At 61.9% G+C, this 18,478-nt stretch carries 22 protein-coding genes; 9 read left to right on the top strand and 13 right to left on the bottom strand.

Translation table 11 applies throughout. The features are described from left to right. Nucleotides 1-73: 73 nt before the first annotated feature. From ACSQ2A_RS20480 to ACSQ2A_RS20470, 3 genes are read right to left on the bottom strand one after another with little or no spacing between them, the layout of a single operon-like run. Nucleotides 74-967, bottom strand: coding sequence for a hypothetical protein (locus tag ACSQ2A_RS20480; protein ID WP_295413885.1), 894 nt, complete (start codon nucleotides 965-967; stop codon nucleotides 74-76). After that, on the bottom strand, nucleotides 964-1,863 hold the full coding sequence (locus ACSQ2A_RS20475; RefSeq protein WP_436073727.1) for an ABC transporter ATP-binding protein: 900 nt from the start codon (nucleotides 1,861-1,863) through the stop codon (nucleotides 964-966). Before ACSQ2A_RS20475 ends, ACSQ2A_RS20480 begins: the two co-directional genes overlap by 4 nt. Further along, a complete protein-coding gene (locus ACSQ2A_RS20470; protein ID WP_295413890.1) occupies nucleotides 1,860-2,225 on the bottom strand; it encodes a GntR family transcriptional regulator in 366 nt (121 codons plus the stop codon). The genes ACSQ2A_RS20475 and ACSQ2A_RS20470 overlap by 4 nt, the downstream gene beginning before the upstream one ends. A gap of 313 nt (nucleotides 2,226-2,538) precedes the next feature. Between ACSQ2A_RS20470 and ACSQ2A_RS20465 the strand changes: the two genes are divergently transcribed. Continuing rightward, nucleotides 2,539-2,757 carry a cold-shock protein gene (locus ACSQ2A_RS20465; protein WP_056312801.1) on the top strand — a complete coding sequence of 73 codons (219 nt, stop codon included), beginning with the start codon at nucleotides 2,539-2,541 and terminating at the stop codon, nucleotides 2,755-2,757. A 95-nt stretch (nucleotides 2,758-2,852) separates the two neighbouring features. On the opposite strand, the gene ACSQ2A_RS20460 is transcribed toward ACSQ2A_RS20465, so the two are convergent. Next, nucleotides 2,853-4,487: a TadG family pilus assembly protein gene (locus ACSQ2A_RS20460; RefSeq protein ID WP_436073726.1), complete on the bottom strand. Its 1,635-nt coding sequence runs from the start codon at nucleotides 4,485-4,487 to the stop codon at nucleotides 2,853-2,855. Beyond that, entirely contained in the window at nucleotides 4,484-4,912 is a 429-nt protein-coding gene (locus ACSQ2A_RS20455) for a TadE family protein (RefSeq protein ID WP_295413900.1), read from the bottom strand. The genes ACSQ2A_RS20460 and ACSQ2A_RS20455 overlap by 4 nt, the downstream gene beginning before the upstream one ends. A 150-nt stretch (nucleotides 4,913-5,062) precedes the next feature. Here ACSQ2A_RS20455 and ACSQ2A_RS20450 point away from each other — a divergent pair, with 150 nt between their 5' ends. Continuing rightward, nucleotides 5,063-5,854, top strand: a complete 792-nt coding sequence (locus ACSQ2A_RS20450) for a siderophore ferric iron reductase (RefSeq protein WP_436073725.1) — start codon at nucleotides 5,063-5,065, stop codon at nucleotides 5,852-5,854. A gap of 34 nt (nucleotides 5,855-5,888) precedes the next feature. On the opposite strand, the gene ACSQ2A_RS20445 is transcribed toward ACSQ2A_RS20450, so the two are convergent. Further along, on the bottom strand, nucleotides 5,889-6,461 hold the full coding sequence (locus ACSQ2A_RS20445) for an SH3 domain-containing protein (protein ID WP_436073724.1): 573 nt from the start codon (nucleotides 6,459-6,461) through the stop codon (nucleotides 5,889-5,891). Between the two features lie 106 nt (nucleotides 6,462-6,567). On the opposite strand from ACSQ2A_RS20445, the gene ACSQ2A_RS20440 reads away from it, so the two are divergent. The 4 genes from ACSQ2A_RS20440 (at nucleotide 6,568) to truB (ending at nucleotide 9,791) form a co-directional block, all read left to right on the top strand. Further along, the gene (locus tag ACSQ2A_RS20440) at nucleotides 6,568-7,587 is read left to right on the top strand and encodes a 2-hydroxyacid dehydrogenase (RefSeq protein ID WP_436073723.1); all 1,020 of its coding nucleotides are present in this window, start codon (nucleotides 6,568-6,570) and stop codon (nucleotides 7,585-7,587) included. Nucleotides 7,588-7,776: 189 nt separating this feature from the next. Further along, entirely contained in the window at nucleotides 7,777-8,439 is a 663-nt protein-coding gene (locus tag ACSQ2A_RS20435; RefSeq protein WP_436073722.1) for a hypothetical protein, read from the top strand. 33 nt (nucleotides 8,440-8,472) lie between these two features. Further along, nucleotides 8,473-8,880, top strand: a complete 408-nt coding sequence (gene rbfA, locus ACSQ2A_RS20430; protein WP_035079861.1) for a 30S ribosome-binding factor RbfA — start codon at nucleotides 8,473-8,475, stop codon at nucleotides 8,878-8,880. Between the two features lie 2 nt (nucleotides 8,881-8,882). Next, a complete protein-coding gene (gene truB, locus ACSQ2A_RS20425; protein ID WP_436073721.1) occupies nucleotides 8,883-9,791 on the top strand; it encodes a tRNA pseudouridine(55) synthase TruB in 909 nt (302 codons plus the stop codon). A 99-nt stretch (nucleotides 9,792-9,890) separates the two neighbouring features. Here the strand turns inward: truB and ACSQ2A_RS20420 are convergent, their stop codons facing one another. The 4 genes from ACSQ2A_RS20420 to ACSQ2A_RS20405 form a co-directional block, all read right to left on the bottom strand. Beyond that, the gene (locus tag ACSQ2A_RS20420; RefSeq protein ID WP_436073720.1) at nucleotides 9,891-10,781 is read right to left on the bottom strand and encodes a ribokinase; all 891 of its coding nucleotides are present in this window, start codon (nucleotides 10,779-10,781) and stop codon (nucleotides 9,891-9,893) included. Next, nucleotides 10,778-11,317 (bottom strand): DUF1697 domain-containing protein, encoded by a 540-nt coding sequence (locus ACSQ2A_RS20415; protein WP_436073719.1) that lies wholly within the window; start codon nucleotides 11,315-11,317, stop codon nucleotides 10,778-10,780. The genes ACSQ2A_RS20420 and ACSQ2A_RS20415 overlap by 4 nt, the downstream gene beginning before the upstream one ends. 69 nt (nucleotides 11,318-11,386) lie before the next feature. Beyond that, nucleotides 11,387-12,427 carry an FUSC family protein gene (locus tag ACSQ2A_RS20410; protein ID WP_436073718.1) on the bottom strand — a complete coding sequence of 347 codons (1,041 nt, stop codon included), beginning with the start codon at nucleotides 12,425-12,427 and terminating at the stop codon, nucleotides 11,387-11,389. 1 nt (nucleotide 12,428) lies between these two features. Beyond that, nucleotides 12,429-13,634, bottom strand: a complete 1,206-nt coding sequence (locus ACSQ2A_RS20405; protein ID WP_436073717.1) for an HlyD family secretion protein — start codon at nucleotides 13,632-13,634, stop codon at nucleotides 12,429-12,431. Between the two features lie 105 nt (nucleotides 13,635-13,739). Here ACSQ2A_RS20405 and ACSQ2A_RS20400 point away from each other — a divergent pair, with 105 nt between their 5' ends. After that, entirely contained in the window at nucleotides 13,740-14,219 is a 480-nt protein-coding gene (locus tag ACSQ2A_RS20400; RefSeq protein ID WP_295413928.1) for a MarR family winged helix-turn-helix transcriptional regulator, read from the top strand. An 82-nt stretch (nucleotides 14,220-14,301) separates the two neighbouring features. On the opposite strand, the gene ACSQ2A_RS20395 is transcribed toward ACSQ2A_RS20400, so the two are convergent. The 3 genes from ACSQ2A_RS20395 to irrA form a co-directional block, all read right to left on the bottom strand. Continuing rightward, nucleotides 14,302-14,889, bottom strand: coding sequence for a YdeI/OmpD-associated family protein (locus tag ACSQ2A_RS20395; RefSeq protein WP_436073716.1), 588 nt, complete (start codon nucleotides 14,887-14,889; stop codon nucleotides 14,302-14,304). Between the two features lie 3 nt (nucleotides 14,890-14,892). Continuing rightward, complete coding sequence (locus tag ACSQ2A_RS20390) at nucleotides 14,893-15,729, bottom strand: arylamine N-acetyltransferase family protein (protein WP_436073715.1); 837 nt, start codon at nucleotides 15,727-15,729, stop codon at nucleotides 14,893-14,895. 187 nt (nucleotides 15,730-15,916) lie between these two features. Continuing rightward, nucleotides 15,917-16,360 (bottom strand): iron response transcriptional regulator IrrA, encoded by a 444-nt coding sequence (irrA, locus tag ACSQ2A_RS20385; RefSeq protein WP_295413936.1) that lies wholly within the window; start codon nucleotides 16,358-16,360, stop codon nucleotides 15,917-15,919. A 187-nt stretch (nucleotides 16,361-16,547) separates the two neighbouring features. On the opposite strand from irrA, the gene fabA reads away from it, so the two are divergent. After that, nucleotides 16,548-17,078 (top strand): 3-hydroxyacyl-[acyl-carrier-protein] dehydratase FabA, encoded by a 531-nt coding sequence (gene fabA, locus ACSQ2A_RS20380; protein ID WP_295413939.1) that lies wholly within the window; start codon nucleotides 16,548-16,550, stop codon nucleotides 17,076-17,078. A gap of 90 nt (nucleotides 17,079-17,168) precedes the next feature. Beyond that, nucleotides 17,169-18,395 (top strand): beta-ketoacyl-ACP synthase I, encoded by a 1,227-nt coding sequence (gene fabB, locus ACSQ2A_RS20375; protein WP_436073714.1) that lies wholly within the window; start codon nucleotides 17,169-17,171, stop codon nucleotides 18,393-18,395. Nucleotides 18,396-18,478 lie beyond the last annotated feature (83 nt).

Here is an 18,478-nt window from a genome sequence, read left to right as displayed (position 1 = left end):
CCGCAAGGGGGAGGGAGGCGCTCGCCTCGTGTGAAGAGGGGGGCAGGGGTGGGTGGTCAAGCCGCACGAAATCTCAATTGGCGGCGGAGCGGCGGCGATATTCGCTGGCGATGTAAATCGCGACGACAGCGAAAACGGCGCCGATCCCGACCTGCAGCCAGTCGAATTTCTGCAGGAAGTCGATGGTGAAAGCCGTGGCGTCAAAGGCCTGCTGGCCTTCCCAGACGCGGTCGAGATAGTCGACGGCGACCGGAAACTGCGAGCGGTAATTGAGATAGTCCCAGGTGCGCGTGGCAAAGGGATGCATACCCCCGCCCATGACGACCCATTCGAGCACTGAGAGAATCGAAGGCAAAAGCAGGGCCAGCGGGATGGCCCAGCGGCCGGCCGCCGTGCCCATGGCCCCCACCAAAGCCATATAGGGCAGGTACCACAGAAGAGCGCAGGCGATGACGACGAGGAGCACAAGGCTCATCTGCGCAAAAATGACCAGAATGCTCCAGAGCAGGGTGGCGCTGCCAAGGCCCGCAATCATCGTCGTCACATAGGCGACGCCAAACATCAGGACGATGCTGAGGAGCGCCACGGCAAAGATCGAACCGGGCAGGATGGTTACGGCAGCGGTGAGCTTGCTCAGCAATACCTTCAGGTCCGAAGCCGGCATCGATTTCCAGAACAGCATGGCATTGTTGCGCTTGTCGGCGGCAAAGCCATCGGCGCAGTAAAAGAATAGCACGAAGCCGAGGTAAATCAGCCAGCCGGCAGCAAGCGCGGCAAAGCCGGCCTCAAACACCCAGGTGGGCATCACGGTCAGCATCTGGCCGGAAAAGCGCGTGTTGATGCGGTCGACGCTGAAGGCAAAGATGGTGAGGAGGAAGACGATTGCCACCATGACCAGCGGCGCGATGAAGAAGGCACCGCGATGCTCGATATATTCGCGATGGACGAGTGCAGCAAAAGCCTTCATCGGGCCGTCTCCGGATTGGCAGTCGGTCGCTGCATCAGCGCGACGAAGAGGTCGGAAAGCGTCGGGGTCGAGACTTTTCCAAGGGGTTCGAGGTTTTCCCGCGAGACACCGTCAAAGATAAAGACGGTCTGGCCGAAGCGCGTTTCTTCATAGACCGGGCCGAGGGCGCGGGCCTGGGCCTGCAATTCCGGCTCATTGGTCACGAGCTGCGAGAATTTCTCGTTCACCGTCTCCATCTGCATGTGGAGGATCAGGTCGCCATCGCGAATGAACATGATGTCGGAGAGCATGAACTCGATCTCGTCCACCTGGTGGGTGGTGATGATCAGGGTCCGTTCCTCGGTCATGTAGTCTTCGAGAAGCCGCCGGTAGAAGCGCTTGCGATAGGTGATGTCGAGGCCGAGCGTCGGCTCGTCCAGCACCAGAAGCTTGGCATCGATCGCCATGACCACGGCGAGGTGGAGTTGCGCCACCATGCCCTTGGAGAGCGTCTTGATCTTCATCTCGGGCTTGATGTCGGTGCCCTCGAGAAAGCTGCGCGCCTTGTCGGTCGAAAAATTGGGATGGATGTTGGAGAGAAGTGCAAAGAGTTCGCGCACCCTGAGGAAGCGCGGCAGGCTCGCCACGTCGGAAATGAAGGCGACGTTTTCCATCAGCTTGGCGCGGCGGGCAAAGGGATCTTCGCCGAGCACGCGAATGGTGCCTTCATAGCTCGTCAGCCCCAGCATGGCATTGAGCGTCGTGGTCTTGCCCGCGCCATTGTGCCCGACAAGGCCATAGATGCGGCCGGCGGGAATGTCGAAATCGAGCCCGTGCAGGATTTCCTTGCGGCCGAATTTTTTCCTCAGACCCCGTGCGGTGACGACGGGCTCGAGGGTGAGATTGGTGTCAGTCATGGCTTGGGCTCCACCGGGGTTTCGGCAAAGAGGGTTTTGGGATCAAGGTTCAGGGCCTTGATCTGGGTGAGGATGCGCGGCCAGTCCTCCTTGAGGAACTTTTCGCGCTCGTGGGTAAGCAATTTGTCTTGTGCGCCTTGGGTAACGAACATTCCAAGACCCCTCCGTTTTTCGACCACGCCGATCTCGACCAGGGCTTCGAAGGCCTTGGTGACCGTCAGCGGATTGACCGAAAGTTCTGCTGCAATCTGGCGCACCGAGGGAAGGGAATCGCCCTCCCCGACTGCGCCACGCAGGATCATCTCGATCAGCCGCTGCCGGATCTGCACGAAGATCGGCTGGCTGGCGTGAAAATCATCCATGTGTCGTGCCTATCTAGTGTGATACATGTGTAGCACACTAATGCGCCGAGTCAAGCGGTGATAAAGCTCGGAATGGGAACGCGTTTTCTCGCCCGGCCCCAAACACGATCTTGGTTTTTTCTTTGCGGTCTTGCTCTAGCCACGATCCGCTGTCATAAAGCACCCCATACGTTTTCAGCCGAAGTTGGCTGCCTCTCCCGGTTAATCCCGGTCTTGGCTCACTGATACGCTTTGCGAACGTCTGTAGGCCCTCTTGCATGTTGCGGAGGGAAACGCTCGCTTCGCTTCGGCTCCGAGCTTTTAGGATACTGAAATGGCCACCATCAACGGCACCGTCAAGTTCTTCAACGCCACCAAGGGTTTTGGTTTCATCACCCCCGACAATGGCGGCAAGGACCACTTCGTTCACATCTCCGCAGTTCAGCGTTCGGGCGTCGATGGCCTGTACGAAAACGACAAGGTCACCTACGAGGTCGAGACCGGTCGTGATGGCCGCGAGTCCGCGATCAACCTGACGCTCGTTCAGCAGTAAGTTCTGCAAGAGCGTTGAAGGTCGCTCCATAGCGATCTGAAAATTTGGCCCGCCCAGCACAAGCTGGGCGGGCTTTTTGCTGGCCGAGAGCGAAATTATCCCACCAGCACCGGATTGAGGCATCGCACCCCATAGACCCGCACATCCGCTTCCCCGATGCCCAGGCCCAGCGTGGTGAGCAGCGTGTTGACGATGGAATCGAGCGGGGCGGCGATCGGGGTGATGGCAGCCTTGAGGGCATTGGCGATGACATTGAGCGGGGAGAGGCCGAGGCCGAGCACGGAAATTTCCAGCTTGAGGTCGGCCAGCAGCGATTGGCCGAGCGAGGTCACCAGCGTCGTGGTTTTTGCCGTCTTCAGACGCGCCGAGCCGATATCGCTGGAGGAAAATGCCAGCAGCACCGGCGTCGTCTGCGCCACTTCCACATGCGCCGCGGCGGAAATGCGCAGGAGGAGTGCATCGAGGATACGCACCGGTGTGACAGGCAGGGTGGCGCCGAAATCGCGCATCTGTGCATTGGTGACCTGGCCGATGGCAAGTTCGAGTGCGCCGGGCAGCACGGCGATCTCGGCGGTACCATTGGGGTGGTCGCGATCGGGGCAGGAGGCCCCTGCAACGCGGGCCTCGGCATGGGCAAGATCAAGCCAGAGCGGCAGGCGGATGACCGCGCCTTGCAGGACGAGGCCGCCGAGGAATTGCGCATCCACGCGCAAGCGCACCTGTGCCGTGCGGATGACGGTGTCGACCGGGCCTACGGCGAACCATGCGCCGCCCTGTGGCGGCTCACCGATCGCGAGTTCAACCGAAAGCGCTGCTATGCCGGGCAGATGCCCGCCAAGGCTGAGCCAGATCTGCTTGTCGCCATCGGCGAGCGCGGCGGCAGCGGAAAGGACTTCGAGGGCGGAGACGCGGGCATTGAGGGCCGCCCCGGCGCTGTCGAGGCCCAGGGAACCGTAGCGGCCAAGGTCGAAAAGTTTGCCGAGCGGCACGCGACTGCCCTGGCCGGCATTGGCCAGCGTCGTGAGCGCGGCCTTTTCCGCCCCGCTGACGAGGCTCGCAAGCGCCGCGGCGATGTCGCCGGCATAGGCTTCAGAGGACAGGATTTCATTATAGCTGCCGGCATTGAGGCCCATTTCGAGCGCCAGCGCATCGAGAAAGCTCAGGGCATCCACCCGCGCCGAAGCAAGCCCGTTATAGTCGACGACGGAAAGGCTGACCGTGGTGCCCAGCAATGTGCTCAGCAGCGCATTGGCAATGCCGCCATTGAGGCTCGCAAGGCGCGATCCCAAAGAAAAGGAGACTTCCGGCGTGACGGTTGCAAGACCCGTCGCCCCGATCATCGGGGACTGGGTGAAGCTCGCGGCAAAATGCAGCGTGCCCGGGCGCTCGAACTGCACCTTGACCGCATTGGCCGGCGTGCGGTCGGGCACGAAGCGGTCTTCCGGCGCGCGGTTCGCATCGGCCTCGAAGCGCCCGACGGTGACGACGAGGCCGGCCTGATCGGCAAAGCCGGCCTGGGTCAGCACTTCCGCGGCGATTTCTTCGGCGCGGCCGGGATTGCGCGCGGCGCTGAGGGCGGCAAGGTCGACGGTGGACTGGATGACGCGCCTCTCGTGATAAAGCGCGGCAGCGTCGACGGCGATGGCGCCGATGACGCCCGACAGCGAAAAGGCGGTGGCGAACAGCACCGCCATATTGCCGCTGCTGTCGCGAAAGAATGAAGCGATCACAGCCCGCCCTGCCTGATCGTGGCGCCATAGACCATGTAGCGGCTGGGCATGGGCAGGGGCGGATAAAGGTTCCAGATCGGCAATTCTATGGCGTCATAGCGCAGGGCGACGCGATATTGGGTGGGATCGCCGGGGTCATCGCCAATGGCATAGGTCAGGTATTGCCGATCGAGCAGCATATAGTCGCCGGCATGGCGGTCGAGATAACGCCCGACGAGGCTGTCGCGCTCGGCGCTGTCGAGCCCGGCAATGGAAATGCGCGCCGCGTCGGCAGCCAGCTGCTGCAGCGAATGGGCCGCCCCGAAATAGAGCCCATAGGCCAGCATGCCGCAAAGCATCAATAGATAGACAGGCGCCAGAATGGCGAATTCTACTGCCGCACTGCCATGATTACTGCGTAGACAAGAAGCGCTGTGGTGCAGCATACTGCCCCCATACGTTCGTTGTCAGGTAATTGTCCGCTTCATCTGTTATAAAAGTATAAAACCGTACTTACGGATATTTCCCAATATACTTGGGTCTTTGAATATTGGGCGGATGCGGTTATAGGGAGGGCGAAACCATGGAAAAGCCCTGTGGCCGCCCGTAATTTTCTGTTTGCCCTTGATAGCGATGATGTCGCGCTGACGCGGTTTCTTGAAACCGCAGCGCGGGTCACCGGCTTTCTCAAGGGCGCGCCGGGTGAAGCTCTGCCGGGCTGGTATGTGCCGGGCGGGGACAATCTGCAATTCCTGCGCGAGCTCTATGCAAGGCTCGAAGCAACCTATCCCGCGGCAGGCCAGCCCTTCTATGCCGTGCGCCTCCTCACCAATCTTTTCTGGCAGCCGGCCTATGTCGCTGTCATCGGCGCGCACGTCCATGGCGCCCTGCCGCAACTGTCGAGCGTGAGCCAGCAGGTCAAGGGGATCGATGTCAGCGGTTTTCGTCTGCCGGCCGGCCCGCAGCACAAGGCCGATCTCGACGACCTCATCTGGCGCGCCGGCACGGACCTCCGCGCCTTCGCCGATGGTCTCCTCGCTGAAATCAATGAGCTTACAAAACTCAAGCGCGTGCCCGCGCTGCGGCTTCTGACCGATCGCATGCTGGGGCTGATGCTGCGGTTGCGCGACTATGTGCCCGGCATGAGCATGCAAGAGCAGCGGCGCATCTGCGGCCTCTGGCTGTCAGCCATGGATCTGGTGGGGCAGGGGGATTTGGAAACGCTCGACCTCGCCGATGGGCGCCAGGTGCTGATCACCGCCCGAAAAGGCTGCTGCCTCGATTATCTGGCTTTTCCCGCCACCTATTGCAGCTCCTGCCCCAAGCAGGAGGATGACGTGCGTCTGGGCCGGCAGCGCGACGAGGCGCTGGCCGAACTCGACGCCTAGAGCGTTTCTTCCTAAAAACGCGACAAGCAAAAAATCAGTCGAAGACTTCGTCGGGATAGACGCCCCAGATTTCTTCCTGGCGCACATAGCCCGAGAAATTGGCGCGTTCGCCCGGCTGGCCGGCCGAAACCGTGCACCAGTCCCCGTCGCATTCGGAAATGTTGACGCGCACGCCCGGCGCAAGCCGCGCGCGAACACCCGACTCTGTCGAGCGCGAGGCATACATATCGACTTCGCCATTGGCGGCGACGGGGGTGACATAGCCGGCGCGCGTGCCCACGAGCAGGCTCTGGTGCACCCAGCCCTCTTCGCCGTCCATGTCGCGAATCTTGCGCCAGGTGTCGAATTCCTGGACGATTTCGACCGGTACGCCCGAAACGGTGTAATTCCAGGCAATGTCATATTTGGTGCCTGGGCCGACACGCACATTGATGGGGTTGGAGCGCGTGGACACAAAACGCGGCAATTTCAGCCCCGAAACCGATTCGGCCTGGGCCCAGGCGGCGGGCGCACTGACGAACAGGCTCGCGAACACCAGCGGCAGGATTGCGAAAATACGCGGAAAAAGCAGACGGACACGGCCCGAAGCGGCGTGCGAAATGAACATGACTTTGCAGACGGATTGGAATTGCCCTATCACTACGGCATGATCCTTAACGGTCCTTAAAGGATAGGCGCAAGCCATCCCTTTGTGATCAGGTCGCAAGGCAAGCATGACATCGAGCAAACCGAAAATTCTGGTGACTCGTCGCCTGCCCGAGACCATCGAAGCGCGCATGGCGACGCTTTTTGAAACCGATGTCAATGAAACCGACCAAACCCTGACCGCCGAGGATATTCTGGCCGGCGTCGAGGGCAAGGATGTGCTGGTCTCCACCATCACCGACCGGATCGATGCCGATCTCATCGCCCGCCTGCCGCAAAGCGTGCGGTTGATTGCCCAGTTCGGCAATGGGGTGGACAATATCGACCTCGAGGCGGCCTGGGCCGCCGGCCTGACGGTCACCAATACGCCAAGCGTTCTCACCGAGGACACCGCCGACATGGCCATGGCCCTGATGCTGGCTTTGCCGCGGCGACTGGTGGAAGGCTCGCAATTGCTGCTGCGCGATCGAGCCTGGGCCGGCTGGTCGCCCACCTCCATGCTCGGCCATCGCCTGCGCGGCAAGGCGCTGGGTATCGTCGGCATGGGCCGCATCGGCACGGCTGTCGCCCAGCGCGCCAGGGCTTTCGGCCTCAATATCCACTACTTCTCCCGCAATCGCCGGCCGCCGGGCGTGGAAGAGCCCCTGGGCGCCACCTATTGGCCCGAACTCGAACCCATGCTCGAAGCGGTGGATATCGTTTCGCTCCACACCCCGCTCACCCGCGACACGACGAACATCCTTTCGGCCGAGCGACTCGACCGCATGAAGCCGGGCGCCTATGTGCTCAATGTCAGTCGGCCCGAACTCGTTGATGAAATCGCATTGATCGAGCGCATCGAAGCCGGCCGCCTTGCCGGGGCCGCGCTCGACGTTTTCGACAATCGCAAGGGGATCAATCCCCGGCTGTTGGGTCTTGCCGAGACCAATCAGGTGGTTCTCACCGGCCATATGGCGTCGGCGACGCTCGAAGCCCGCATCGAGATGGGCGAGACCGTCATCGTCAATATCCGCACCTTTATGGACGGCCACCAGCCGCCGCATCGCCTGCTACCGGAAACACCGCTCCCGCGGAGTGCAAGAGGGTAGGCTGGCGCTTGCCCATCACCCCATGCACCACGCCATGTGTTGCAGCTTTCCTTCAACCGCCTCATCATCATCACGCCCATCACTCGTTCGCCTTGCATGGGCGAAACTTCCTTTCTAATCGTGCCGATAGCAGCTGGCCTTTGGGGGCTTGGGCCGGACTGCACCTGTCTTTGGGCTAAGGAGTGCCCCGTGACGCCGTTGAGAACCGCTCTTTTTGTCCTGATCGCGCTGGGTGTTGCCACCATGCCGGCTGCGGCACAGATTCGCAGCACCCCGCCCCTCGTGGAAGAGGGCGGCAAGCTGGTTCTCGATGCATTGGGTCACCAACTGTCGCTGCCCCGGCCCGACTGGCTCACGGGTGACGATGCGGCGCTCGGCCGGGTGGAAACCTCGTTCCTCGCTGAAGACGGCCAGGCCCTCCTCGAAATCTATCCCAAGGGCGAAAGCGAAGCGCTCTGGACCACGCTTTATGGCGCGCGCATCAGCCGCGACGAAAACGAGCGAACCCTGGCCGACTATCGCGCCGCCCTGATGATGCTGCACGCCAATAGCTGCAAGCCGGAACTGACCGGCTTCTTCCAGCTCGGCCAGGACAATGGCGACAATGACCTGGCCCCGCTCGGCTTTGTCTGCGGCGCCTATGCCGATCAGTACAGGACCTTTGCCGGGCTCGGCGAGGTGATGGTCGCCAGCTTCCAGCGCTCGGACACGGGTGTTGCCATCATCTACCAGGAATGGCGCGGCAAAAGTTTCGATCCGGGCGATCCGAAGTCCTGGCCGGTCGCTACCGAAGTGGTTCAGGCCCGGGCAAACCAGCTCAAGGCTGAGGCCGCGCTCAGCAAGGCGGATTGACGGAAGGGCCCTAAAAGCCTAATCCGCTTGCCCATGAAAAAAGACAACAAGCCCCTGGGTCCAAGCCAGCGCATGCTGCGCGTGGGCGAATTGGTGCGCCACGCGCTGGCGGACATTTTTGCGCGCGGTGACATCGAGGACGAAGCGCTGGTCGGTTCGGTCGTGACCGTGCCCGAAGTGCGCATGACGCCCGATCTCAAACTCGCCAATGCCTATGTGATGCCGCTCGGCGGCGTGCATGCCGAAGAGATCGTCGCCGCGCTCAACCGGCATTCGAAATTTATCCGCGGCCGCGTCGCGCCCAAGATCAACATGAAGTACGCGCCGGACATTCGCTTCTTCGTCGACGACACTTTTGAAGAAGCCGGCCGGATCGACGAATTGCTGCGTTCCGATCGCGTCAAGCGCGACCTCGAAGACGACGGCGGCGACGAAGAATAGCCGTGACCGAACAGAAGAAATCCAAGAAGCGCCCCATCTCCGGCTGGGTTGTGCTCAACAAGCCTTATGACTTCACCTCCACCCAGGCGGTGGGCAAGGTGCGCTGGCTGTTTTCCGCGGCCAAGGCCGGTCACGCCGGCACGCTCGATCCCCTGGCGACCGGTATTCTGCCGATTGCCCTCGGCGAAGCCACCAAGGCCGTGCCGCAGGTGCAGGATGGCACCAAGGTTTATCGGTTTTCCATTGTCTGGGGCAGCGCCACGACCACGGACGACCGCGAAGGCGAGGTGATCGCCACTTCGGACGTTCGCCCCGACCGCGCCGCGCTCGAAGCTGTTTTGCCGCAGTTCACCGGCCTCATCATGCAGCGGCCGCCGATTTTTTCGGCACTCAAGATCGACGGCGAACGTGCCTATGATCTGGCGCGCGCTGGCGAAACCGTCGAACTGGCCGAGCGCCCCATCGAAGTTGACGCCCTGACTGTGCTCGAACACGGCACGGAGCAAAGTATGCTGGAAGTCACCTGCGGCAAGGGCACCTATGTGCGCTCGCTCGCCCGCGACATCGCCGAAGTGCTTGGCACCCGCGGCCACGTCGGCAGCCTGCACCGCGCTGCGGTCGGGCCCTTTTCCGACGCAGATGCGGTAACGCTGGAACAACTGGAGGCCGCCGAAGCGGGCGAAGCGCGTGACGCGCTGCTGGCCCCGACCTCGGCCGGTCTCGTCGACCTCCCCGAAATCCGCCTCGACGCCGGCCAGGCCAGCGCGGTGGGCAATGGCAATCCGGTACTTCTTACCGGCGCGGCGGCCCCGGCTCAGCTCGACGAATGCTGGGTCAGTTTCAAGGGCAAGGTGCTTGCCACCGGCTCGGTCGAATTCGGCCAGTTCAAGCCGCGGCGGGTCTTTCACTAAAGCCCAACCTCAAACACGGTGTCATCCCCGCGAAAGCGGGGATCTCTGTTTGGGGAAGGGAGATTCCCGCTTTCGCGGGAATGACGCCGTGACCCGCTTCTAAACCAGCGCGTCGACATCCCTGGCGAGCGGAATAGCCGGCTGCGCACCCGGATTGAGACAGGCAAGGCTTCCCGCCACGGCCGCACGGCGCATGGCCTGTTCCAGCGTCATCCCGGCATCAAGGCTCGCTGCCAGATACCCGCAGAACGTATCGCCCGCGCCCACCGTATCAACCGGCGTCACCTTATAGGCCGGCACGGCAAATTTGCCCTCCGGCGAAGCCGCCCGCGCTCCTTCGGGGCCGAGGGTAACCACAATGGTGCGTCCGGTCTTCTTCACCCACTCATCCATGGCCGTATCGAGTTCCGCGATGCCGCGACCCGAAAGCAGGGCGAATTCGGTTTCATTGGCAACGACGATATCGGCCAGCGGCGCCAGCTCCGGCGTATCGGCAAGGAACGGTGCGGTATTGAGCACACTCCTCGCGCCCTTTTCCCGCGCAATGTCGAGCGCCCGCCGCGTCGCCGCCTGCGGGATTTCCTGTTGCAGCAGAATCGTGTCCCTGGCCGTCAGATTGCCCAGCGTCCGGTCGGCATCGTCCGGGCTCATCGTGCCATTGGCGCCCGGCAGGATGGCGATGACATTTTCGCCCGCGCTATCGACGAAGATCATGGCAATGCCGGTTGCCGCATGCGCTTTTCGCATTTGCGACAGGTCTACCCCGCCCTCCTGCAAAAGCTTCAGCGCCATATCGGCGAAGGCATCGTCGCCCACGGCGGAAACGTGGCGCACATCGGCCCCGGCGCGGCGCGCGGCCAGCGCCTGGTTGGCACCCTTGCCGCCCGGCGCCATGGAAAAAGTGCCGCCCGCAACGGTTTCGCCCGGTTCGGGCAGACGCGAAACAGTGCCGACCTGATCGAGATTACTAGAGCCGAAAACAACGATCACTTCAGGACCTTTTCGATAGTGTTCCAGTTGCGCATGGTGTCGAGCACGCCCTTGCCCAGTTTGGCATAAAGCGGCTTCAGCACCTCTTCGACGCCTTCCGTATAGCGCCCATTGGGCTGGCGATAGCCAGCAATGTAGATTTCCTTGGGGTCTACGCGGACGATCTCGGTATGGCCGGGCCGGTCCTCGATCACCACGCCCTTGGGCAGGGGCTCATCGAACATCAGCACATGCCGCGTCACATCGGCCGCGGGGTCGATCCTGTCAAAGGGATGCTCGGCGAGCATTTCCTTGATCTCGTCCTCGGTCCGCAGCACCACGCCCACGGCAAAGCCGAACTTTTTCTCGATGGTTTTTTCAAGGAGCGCCTTGCTCTCGGCCGGCCCTGCTTTGCTGAGAAACCGTACATTGCCACTGGCAAGGATGGTCTTCACGTCCGAAAACCCCGCCTCTTCGAGGCAGGCTTTCAGTTCGGCCATCTTCATCTGGCGCTTGCCCAGGTTAATGCCACGCAGAAAAGCGACGTCCACAGCCATGTCCCGCCCCTCCACAAGCGTTCGACCCTGCCGCCCGATCTAGCACCGGGCGGCGGAGAATTGGAAGGCTCAGGCGGTGGCTTCAGCCACTTCTTCGCTCCGGTCCTCGCGCGGCACGAACATGGTTTCCAGCAGCGCCAGCAGGACAATACCCGAGAGCATGATGCCAACGGTGAGCACGACGCGCTGCACCACCACTTCCACGGCCGAATTGGCGCCATAGATCGAGGACAGGACGATCACCAGCGCGACCGAGCAGACATATTGATAATATTGCGGGCGCGCCGAGCCGGTCGTCATCTTGTCGATCAGCACATAGGTGATGGCACTGAGCAGGGCCAATAGTACGATGAACTGGGGCACGAGATGGTAGACCATCAGCGCGCCGACCCCGATAATGGCCCCGACAATGGTGCCGCCGCCCCGATCGACCACCTGCTCCATGCGCCCGCCATGGTCGGCCTCGCCGCAGATGAAGATCATCATGATCGGCGCGATCAAGAGGCTCAGATTATTGGTCGCATAGGTGGCGATGAGCACGGCGAGATAGACCACGACGCGAATGGCCAGTTCCACGCCCGGCTTTCGCCCGACATAGGGTTTTACCTGTTCGACATAGACCTGCTTGGTTTGCGGCGGGAAGAGCAGATTGGTGACGATGGCCATGATCCCGACCATCAGCCCGGCTGTCGCCATGCCCTCGGCCATCACGGTCAGCGCATATTCATTGTAGAGCGCCGAGATCGACATCATTGCCGGAAACACGGTGAGCAACATGCCGCCGCGCGAGCCCTTGAACAGCATCAGCGCAATGCCGCCCGTGGCGAGCACCACGTTCCAGAAGATGAAGATGGCCGGCTGGTGAACCGTCAGGCCCGCAAGCCAGCCGAACAGCATGGCCACGACGGGCAGCACGAGAGGACCGGCAAAGGTGCGCCCATTGAGGGCGCCGCGCTGATTGGAAATCATGCTCATGCCGATGGCAATGGGCAGCATGGGCTGGGTGACGCCCAGCGGTTCTGCAAAGGCGAACAGAACCGCCACGCAGAGCATGGTGCGCAGTGCGAGATAGGGATCGTCCAGCGGGTCGACACGCGGCAGCGGTTCCATCTTAGTTGAAGCCCGACATCACGCTCGAAAAGCCCAGCATGGCGCGGGCAAGGACCGGCACGATACCGCCCTCATCGGGCAGGATCAGGGCCGCCGCTTCCGAGCCGATGCGCACATTGGCGGGGAGCGACGCGGGATCGTCGATGGTCACGCGCACCGGGATCTTGCGGGCGGGCGGAAACCAGCGCGTGTCCGTGGAAGATTGCGCCAGGCCATTGGTGGAGGTGCGGCCGCTCGAAATGCCCCAGGCGATGGAATCGACGGTGGCGTCGAACTGTTTTCCGGGCGCCGCTTCAAACACCACCACGGCCTTGTCGCCGGGCTCGACATTGACCAGCTGGTTTTCGCGGAAATCGACGAGGACACTGCCGCGGTCGCCCGAAATGAAGGTCATGACCGGCGAGCCGGCCGCGACGAACTGACCCTGGGTAAGCAGCAGGTTGGACACATGCCCGTCGGCCGGCGCCACCACGGTGGTGCTTTCGAGCGCAAAGCGCGCCTTTTCAAGCCCGGCCTGGGCGGCGCGGAAATTGGGATTGGTGTCGTCGAGCGCGCCGGCCGAAGTGGTGACGCGGTCGAGTTCGGCCTTGGCGGCGGCGACATTGAGCTCGGCCGTCTGGAAATTGCCCTCGGCCTGGGTTTTCTGGGCATCGGTGACAAGGCCGCGATCATACATCTGGCGCGTGCGTTCGACGGCGTCCTTTGCCGTCACCAGCGCCACTTCGGCCTGGCTGAGCTTGGCCTGCGTCGCCGGAATGGCGGCGCTGGCCGAGGAAATATTGGTCGAGGTCAGATCAAGCTGCGCTTCGGCCTGGGCCACGTCCATCCTGAACGTCGTCTCGTCGATACGGAACAGCGGGTCGCCCGCCCTAACGCTCGAATTGTCCGAGACCAGCACTTCGGCGACGGGGCCAGCGACGCGCGCTGCCACCTGGGTGACATTGCCCATGACGGAACCGCCGGAGGCGAAGGGGGCGTTATGGTCCGAAAGCGGATACCAGGCGATGGCGCCGCCCAGCACGACGAAGAGGCCCAGGCCCACCATGCGCGCCTTCTTGCGGCTGCGTGAGGGCTTTGCCGGTTCCTCGGCGACGATAGTGGGCACGGCGGGCTCGGCCTCGGCCGGAACGGGCGGGACAATAGCGGGCCGGGATTCGGCGCGGACGGCTTGAATGTCGCCCTCGGTCATAGGAGAAAGCTTGGCCATTTGGATATCTTCGATTGCTGGTGTGGGACGCTATCTAGTGCCGAAAATATACCTTTGCAAGAAAGTATCTTTGCAAAATAGTAAAAATCGCATAAAGGAGGGGGCATGCAGGACCGGATCGAACCATTGATGCGCGAGTTGACCGACGAGATGAGCCGTGGCTATCGCGCCTTCTCGGCAGCGGCCGGCATCAACATGTCCGACATGATGGCAATTCGTTTCGTGAGGGATCAGGAGGGCCAGGCGACCCCGACGGCTCTCGGCCGGTATCTGGGCATGACCTCGGGCGCCACGGCCATCCTCATCAATCGGCTGGAAAAGGACGCCTATGTGCTGCGCGAGCAGCACCCCAATGACCGCCGCGCGACATTGTTGCGGGTCGGCCCGGGCGCCGAGGACATGGCGCTTCCGCTCTCCCGCAGTGCCCAGCGCCTGCGCGAAACCGTCATGGCGGGCTATTCGCGCAGTGACATCGAAGTCATCGAGCGGTTTCTGTCCGACATCGTTGCAGCGCTAAAATTGCGCAATGAGGGACTGGAAGCGGAATTGGCCACGAAGACCACAGATCGTCATCCTCGGGCTTGACCCGAGGACACTTTTGGCAAGCTGCCGCAAGTAGAAAGCCCTCAGGTCAGACCCGAGGGTGCCGGTTGGAGAAAATTCCAAACTAGCTCTGGGGATAGATCGTTTCGCCCCGCGCCAGCATCTCGACAAGGCTGGCGATCTTCTTCTTGCGGCCGGCCTCGGTCTTGAGGTTTTGCACGCGAAAGGTCAGCGCGAAGCGGTTTTGCGCGGTCAGCCTCTCAAAGGTCTTCAGCGCATCCGCATTGGCGCGAATGGCCTCCAGCAGGTCCTCGGGCGGCCCCATAGTGGTCTTGTAGGCCGCGTCCCAGCGCCCATCGGCTTTTGCGAGATCGACATGGGCCAGGCCATGCGCGGTCATCAGCCCCGCTTCGGTCAGCCGCGCGACATTGTCGCGGTTGATCTGGCTCCACACCGATTTGGGCCGGCGCGGACAATAGCGCTGCACAAAGCTCTCGTCGTCCCAGCTTTTTCTGATCGCATCGATCCAGCCCCAGCAGAGCACGGCATCGATCGCCTCGACCGGGGTAACGGTCGGCTTGCCCGCACCCTTCTTGAAGATGCGGATCCACACTTCCGGCGCGCTGTCGTGATTGTGCGCCAGCCAATCGTAAAACGAGTGGAAATCAGGAAACTCGCGGAGGGCCTCAAGCGGCACGGTGACGGGCGCCATGAGCTATTCGACCGTTTCAGGTGGCGCCGGGAGGAGCCCGGCAAGCTTGGCATCGAGCTTGTCGTTCTCGGGCAGGGTCAGGCCCAGCTCTTCGGTGAGTACCGTGCGAATTTCTTGAACCGAGTTCAAGGTGCGCTTTTCCGCGGCTCCGCCGGTCGGCTGCACCGTGAACTGGTCATTGTGCACCTTTAGCCGCCGCCCGCTGGGCGAGAGGGAGGCGCGCAATTGCAGCGTGAACGGCGAGGCGGGATTGCTCGAGAGGTCGCGATTGATGTCCCAGAGGTCCACTTCGGCCACTGTGTCGGTGGTAAAGACATAGACCCCTCGCCACTCTTCCCCGATCTTGACCTCCAGCGTCCAATCGGGATCGCCACCGGTCAGGCGGAAAGTCTCGTGCGGGGTCGCCTGTTCGGCGCCGGCCCTGAGGCGCAGCGGCGTCGTCAGGCTCAAGCCGCCAAAGCCGACATCGGCGATGTAGTTGACGCCCTTGATATCGACCAGCAGCAGCATGTGGCTCGGCGGCGCGCTGATGGCTTCCGGATTGGTCCAGATCACCCGCGCCAAGAGCGGCCGCACCTCGTAGTCGAGATCGGCAAGAATGCGCATGAACAGGAAATTGTGCTCGAAGCAGAAGCCACCACGCTTTTCGACAAGCAGCTTCTTTTCAAGGCTTTGCTGGTCGAGCAGCACCTGCTCGCCGGTCAGCGGCCCGATATTTTCGAAGGGAATGACAGCCGGATGCAGGGCATGCAGCAGTTCCAGGGTCTGAATGGTGGGTGCTATCGAACCGGCAAAGCCGATTCGCTCGAAATAGGCATTGAGATTGACCTTTTCGGGCATCGACCACCTTTGTCGCTGTTTCCTGGGCCCCACTATATGGGGAAAGGACGGGCTTTTGTCACGGGGTGCACGACAGCTTCGGCGTCCATTGGCCGTCATCCTCGGGCTTGACCCGAGGACGTTTCACTTGAAAGCGATGCCGCAAGTGGAGAGCCCTCGGGGCAAGCCCGAGGGTGACGATTGAAGGTCAGACCGCCGCCTTGCGCACGCGGATGACCACGTCGACATGGGCCACTTCCATGCCCTTGGGGGGCTTGGGCAGGGCCTTGAATTCGACCGAGGAGGCCGGGATATCGATCATCCGCTGCTCGTCTTCCACAAAGAAGTGATGGTGGTCGGACGTGTCGGTATCGAAGTAGGAGCGTGAAGCGTCGATGGCTACTTCGCGCAGGAGCCCCGCTTCATGGAACTGGTGCAGCGTATTGTAGATCGTTGCCAGCGACACATTCACATCGGCCGCGTTGGCTTCGGTATGCAATTGCTCGGCGCTGACATGGCGGTGCGGGCCGCCAAACAGCAGTTCGGCCAGCGCAACGCGCTGCCGTGTCGGCCGGAGGCCAGCCATGCGCAACACCGCCGTCAGGCAGGGCGTATGGGACGCAGGACGGTCGGCAAGGTCAAAATCGGTCATTGGGCCAGTGCTACTCGTCTCATTGGTCCATAAAATATGACCCTAGTTATAGTGGCGCCAGGGGTTTGAAACAAGTCGCCGAACTGTCACAGCGCGGGCCTGCCTGCCTCCCTTGTCCTTTGGGCTGGCTTGACCCCTTTTCCGCACCTCTATACGAGACAAGGCTTGAGCTTAGCGGGGATGGGTAATGGCGGACCGGCAACACGCATTTGGTTATGAAGAGCTTTTGGCGCATGGTCGCGGCGAATTGCCCGGCCAGATGGATGCGCGCCTGCCTGCGCCGCCCATGCTGATGTTCGACCGCATCACTCACATCGATGAAACCGGCGGCGATTTCGGCAAGGGTCTTGTGCGCGCCGAGCTCGATGTGAACCCGGACCTGTGGTTTTTCAAGTGCCATTTCATCGATGATCCGGTGATGCCGGGTTGCCTCGGTCTTGATGCCGTCTGGCAGATGACCGGCTTCTTTCTTGGCTGGATCGGCCAGCCGGGCAAGGGCCGCGCTCTCGGTGGCGAAATCAAGTTCACCGGCCAGGTGACCAATGACGTCAAGCTGGTCGAATACGGTATCGACATCAAGCGCGTTATGCGTTCGCGCCTGACCCTCGGCATTGCCGATGGCTGGGTCAAGGCTGACGGAAAATTGATCTACGAAGCCAAGGACTTGCGCGTTGGTCTCTTCACCGATGCGCAGCTTCACGAGCAGAAGTCTGCCTGATCGGCCTTAATGCCGTACCGAACCGAAACTATATAGAGTGAAGCGCCGGCCCCCATGGCGACTTCACCAGACGACCAGAGCGAGGATTCTATGAGACGAGTAGTGGTAACCGGCATGGGTATCATTTCTTCGATCGGCAATTCGCTCGACGAAGTCACTGAAAGCCTGCGCCTGGCCAAGCCTGGTATCGTCTTTGCCGAAGACTATGCCGAATTGGGATTCCGCTCGCAGGTCAAGGGCGATCCGCGTCTTGATCCGTTTGAAGCCCTCGATCGTCGCGTCACCCGCTTCATGGGCAAGGGTGCGGCCTGGAACTATCTCGCCATGCAGCAGGCCATTGCCGATGCAGGGCTCGAAGAATCAGACATTTCCAATCCCATGACCGGCATCGTCATGGGTTCGGGCGGCGCTTCCACGCGCACCATCGTCGAAGCAGCCGACGTCACCCGCGAGAAAAAGTCGCCAAAGCGTATCGGGCCGCTTGCCGTGCCCAAGGCCATGGGCTCGACGGCATCGGCGACGCTTGCCACGTCCTTTGCCATCAAGGGCGTCAACTATACGATCACCGCGGCCTGCGCGACTTCCAAGCATTGCATCGGCAATGCCATGGAACAGATCATGCTCGGCAAGCAGGACATCGTCTTTGCCGGCGGCCACGAAGATCTCGACTGGACCCTGTCGAACCTCTTCGACGCCATGGGCGCCATGAGTTCCAATTATAACGAGACCCCCGAAAAGGCCTCGCGCTGCTACGACGCGGCCCGCGACGGCTTCGTCATCTCCGGCGGCGCCGGTGTGCTGGTGCTCGAAGAGTACGAGCACGCCAAGGCGCGCGGCGCAAAAATCTGGGCTGAACTTGTCGGCTATGGCGCGACTTCGGACGGCGTCGACATGGTCGCGCCTTCGGGCGAAGGCGCCGAGCGCTGCATGCGCATGGCGCTCAAAAACATCAAGGCGCCGATCGACTATATCAATCCCCACGCCACCTCGACCCCGGTGGGCGATCTCAAGGAAATCGAAGCCCTGCGCGCCGTCTTCGGCAATGAGGGCAAGTGCCCGCCGATCTCGGCGACCAAGTCGCTGACCGGCCACAGCCAGGGCGCCACGGGCGTGCATGAATCGATCTATTCGATCCTGATGATGAAGAACCGCTTCATCGCCGAAAGCGCCAATATCGACGTGCTCGATCCCGCCTTCGAAGACATGCCGATCCTCCGCCAGCGCCGCGACAATGTCGATCTGGGCTATGTGCTCTCCAATTCCTTCGGCTTTGGTGGCACCAATGCCGCTTTGGTGTTCAAGCATCCGGACGCGTAAGTCGCGCCGATCAGGGAACAGGAAAACGGGGCCTTTCGGCCCCGTTTTCGTTCTCGTCACGTCACGAGAAAAATGATGATGAT

The organism is Devosia sp. LjRoot3 (genome assembly GCF_964252865.1).
GTDB lineage: Bacteria > Pseudomonadota > Alphaproteobacteria > Rhizobiales > Devosiaceae > Devosia.
The sequence above is the reverse complement of the archived record's forward strand: the minus strand, read 5'-3'. Positions and strand labels throughout refer to the sequence as shown.

Coding starts and splice junctions, on each gene's coding strand:
- ACSQ2A_RS20480 (WP_295413885.1), bottom strand. CDS start 967: ATGAAGGCTTTTGCTGCACTCGTCCATCGCGAATATATCGAGCATCGC.
- ACSQ2A_RS20475 (WP_436073727.1), bottom strand. CDS start 1,863: ATGACTGACACCAATCTCACCCTCGAGCCCGTCGTCACCGCACGGGGT.
- ACSQ2A_RS20470 (WP_295413890.1), bottom strand. CDS start 2,225: ATGGATGATTTTCACGCCAGCCAGCCGATCTTCGTGCAGATCCGGCAG.
- ACSQ2A_RS20465 (WP_056312801.1), top strand. CDS start 2,539: ATGGCCACCATCAACGGCACCGTCAAGTTCTTCAACGCCACCAAGGGT.
- ACSQ2A_RS20455 (WP_295413900.1), bottom strand. CDS start 4,912: ATGCTGCACCACAGCGCTTCTTGTCTACGCAGTAATCATGGCAGTGCG.
- ACSQ2A_RS20445 (WP_436073724.1), bottom strand. CDS start 6,461: ATGTTCATTTCGCACGCCGCTTCGGGCCGTGTCCGTCTGCTTTTTCCG.
- ACSQ2A_RS20440 (WP_436073723.1), top strand. CDS start 6,568: ATGACATCGAGCAAACCGAAAATTCTGGTGACTCGTCGCCTGCCCGAG.
- rbfA (WP_035079861.1), top strand. CDS start 8,473: ATGAAAAAAGACAACAAGCCCCTGGGTCCAAGCCAGCGCATGCTGCGC.
- ACSQ2A_RS20415 (WP_436073719.1), bottom strand. CDS start 11,317: ATGGCTGTGGACGTCGCTTTTCTGCGTGGCATTAACCTGGGCAAGCGC.
- ACSQ2A_RS20410 (WP_436073718.1), bottom strand. CDS start 12,427: ATGGAACCGCTGCCGCGTGTCGACCCGCTGGACGATCCCTATCTCGCA.
- ACSQ2A_RS20405 (WP_436073717.1), bottom strand. CDS start 13,634: ATGGCCAAGCTTTCTCCTATGACCGAGGGCGACATTCAAGCCGTCCGC.
- ACSQ2A_RS20400 (WP_295413928.1), top strand. CDS start 13,740: ATGCAGGACCGGATCGAACCATTGATGCGCGAGTTGACCGACGAGATG.
- ACSQ2A_RS20395 (WP_436073716.1), bottom strand. CDS start 14,889: ATGGCGCCCGTCACCGTGCCGCTTGAGGCCCTCCGCGAGTTTCCTGAT.
- ACSQ2A_RS20390 (WP_436073715.1), bottom strand. CDS start 15,729: ATGCCCGAAAAGGTCAATCTCAATGCCTATTTCGAGCGAATCGGCTTT.
- irrA (WP_295413936.1), bottom strand. CDS start 16,360: ATGACCGATTTTGACCTTGCCGACCGTCCTGCGTCCCATACGCCCTGC.
- fabA (WP_295413939.1), top strand. CDS start 16,548: ATGGCGGACCGGCAACACGCATTTGGTTATGAAGAGCTTTTGGCGCAT.
- fabB (WP_436073714.1), top strand. CDS start 17,169: ATGAGACGAGTAGTGGTAACCGGCATGGGTATCATTTCTTCGATCGGC.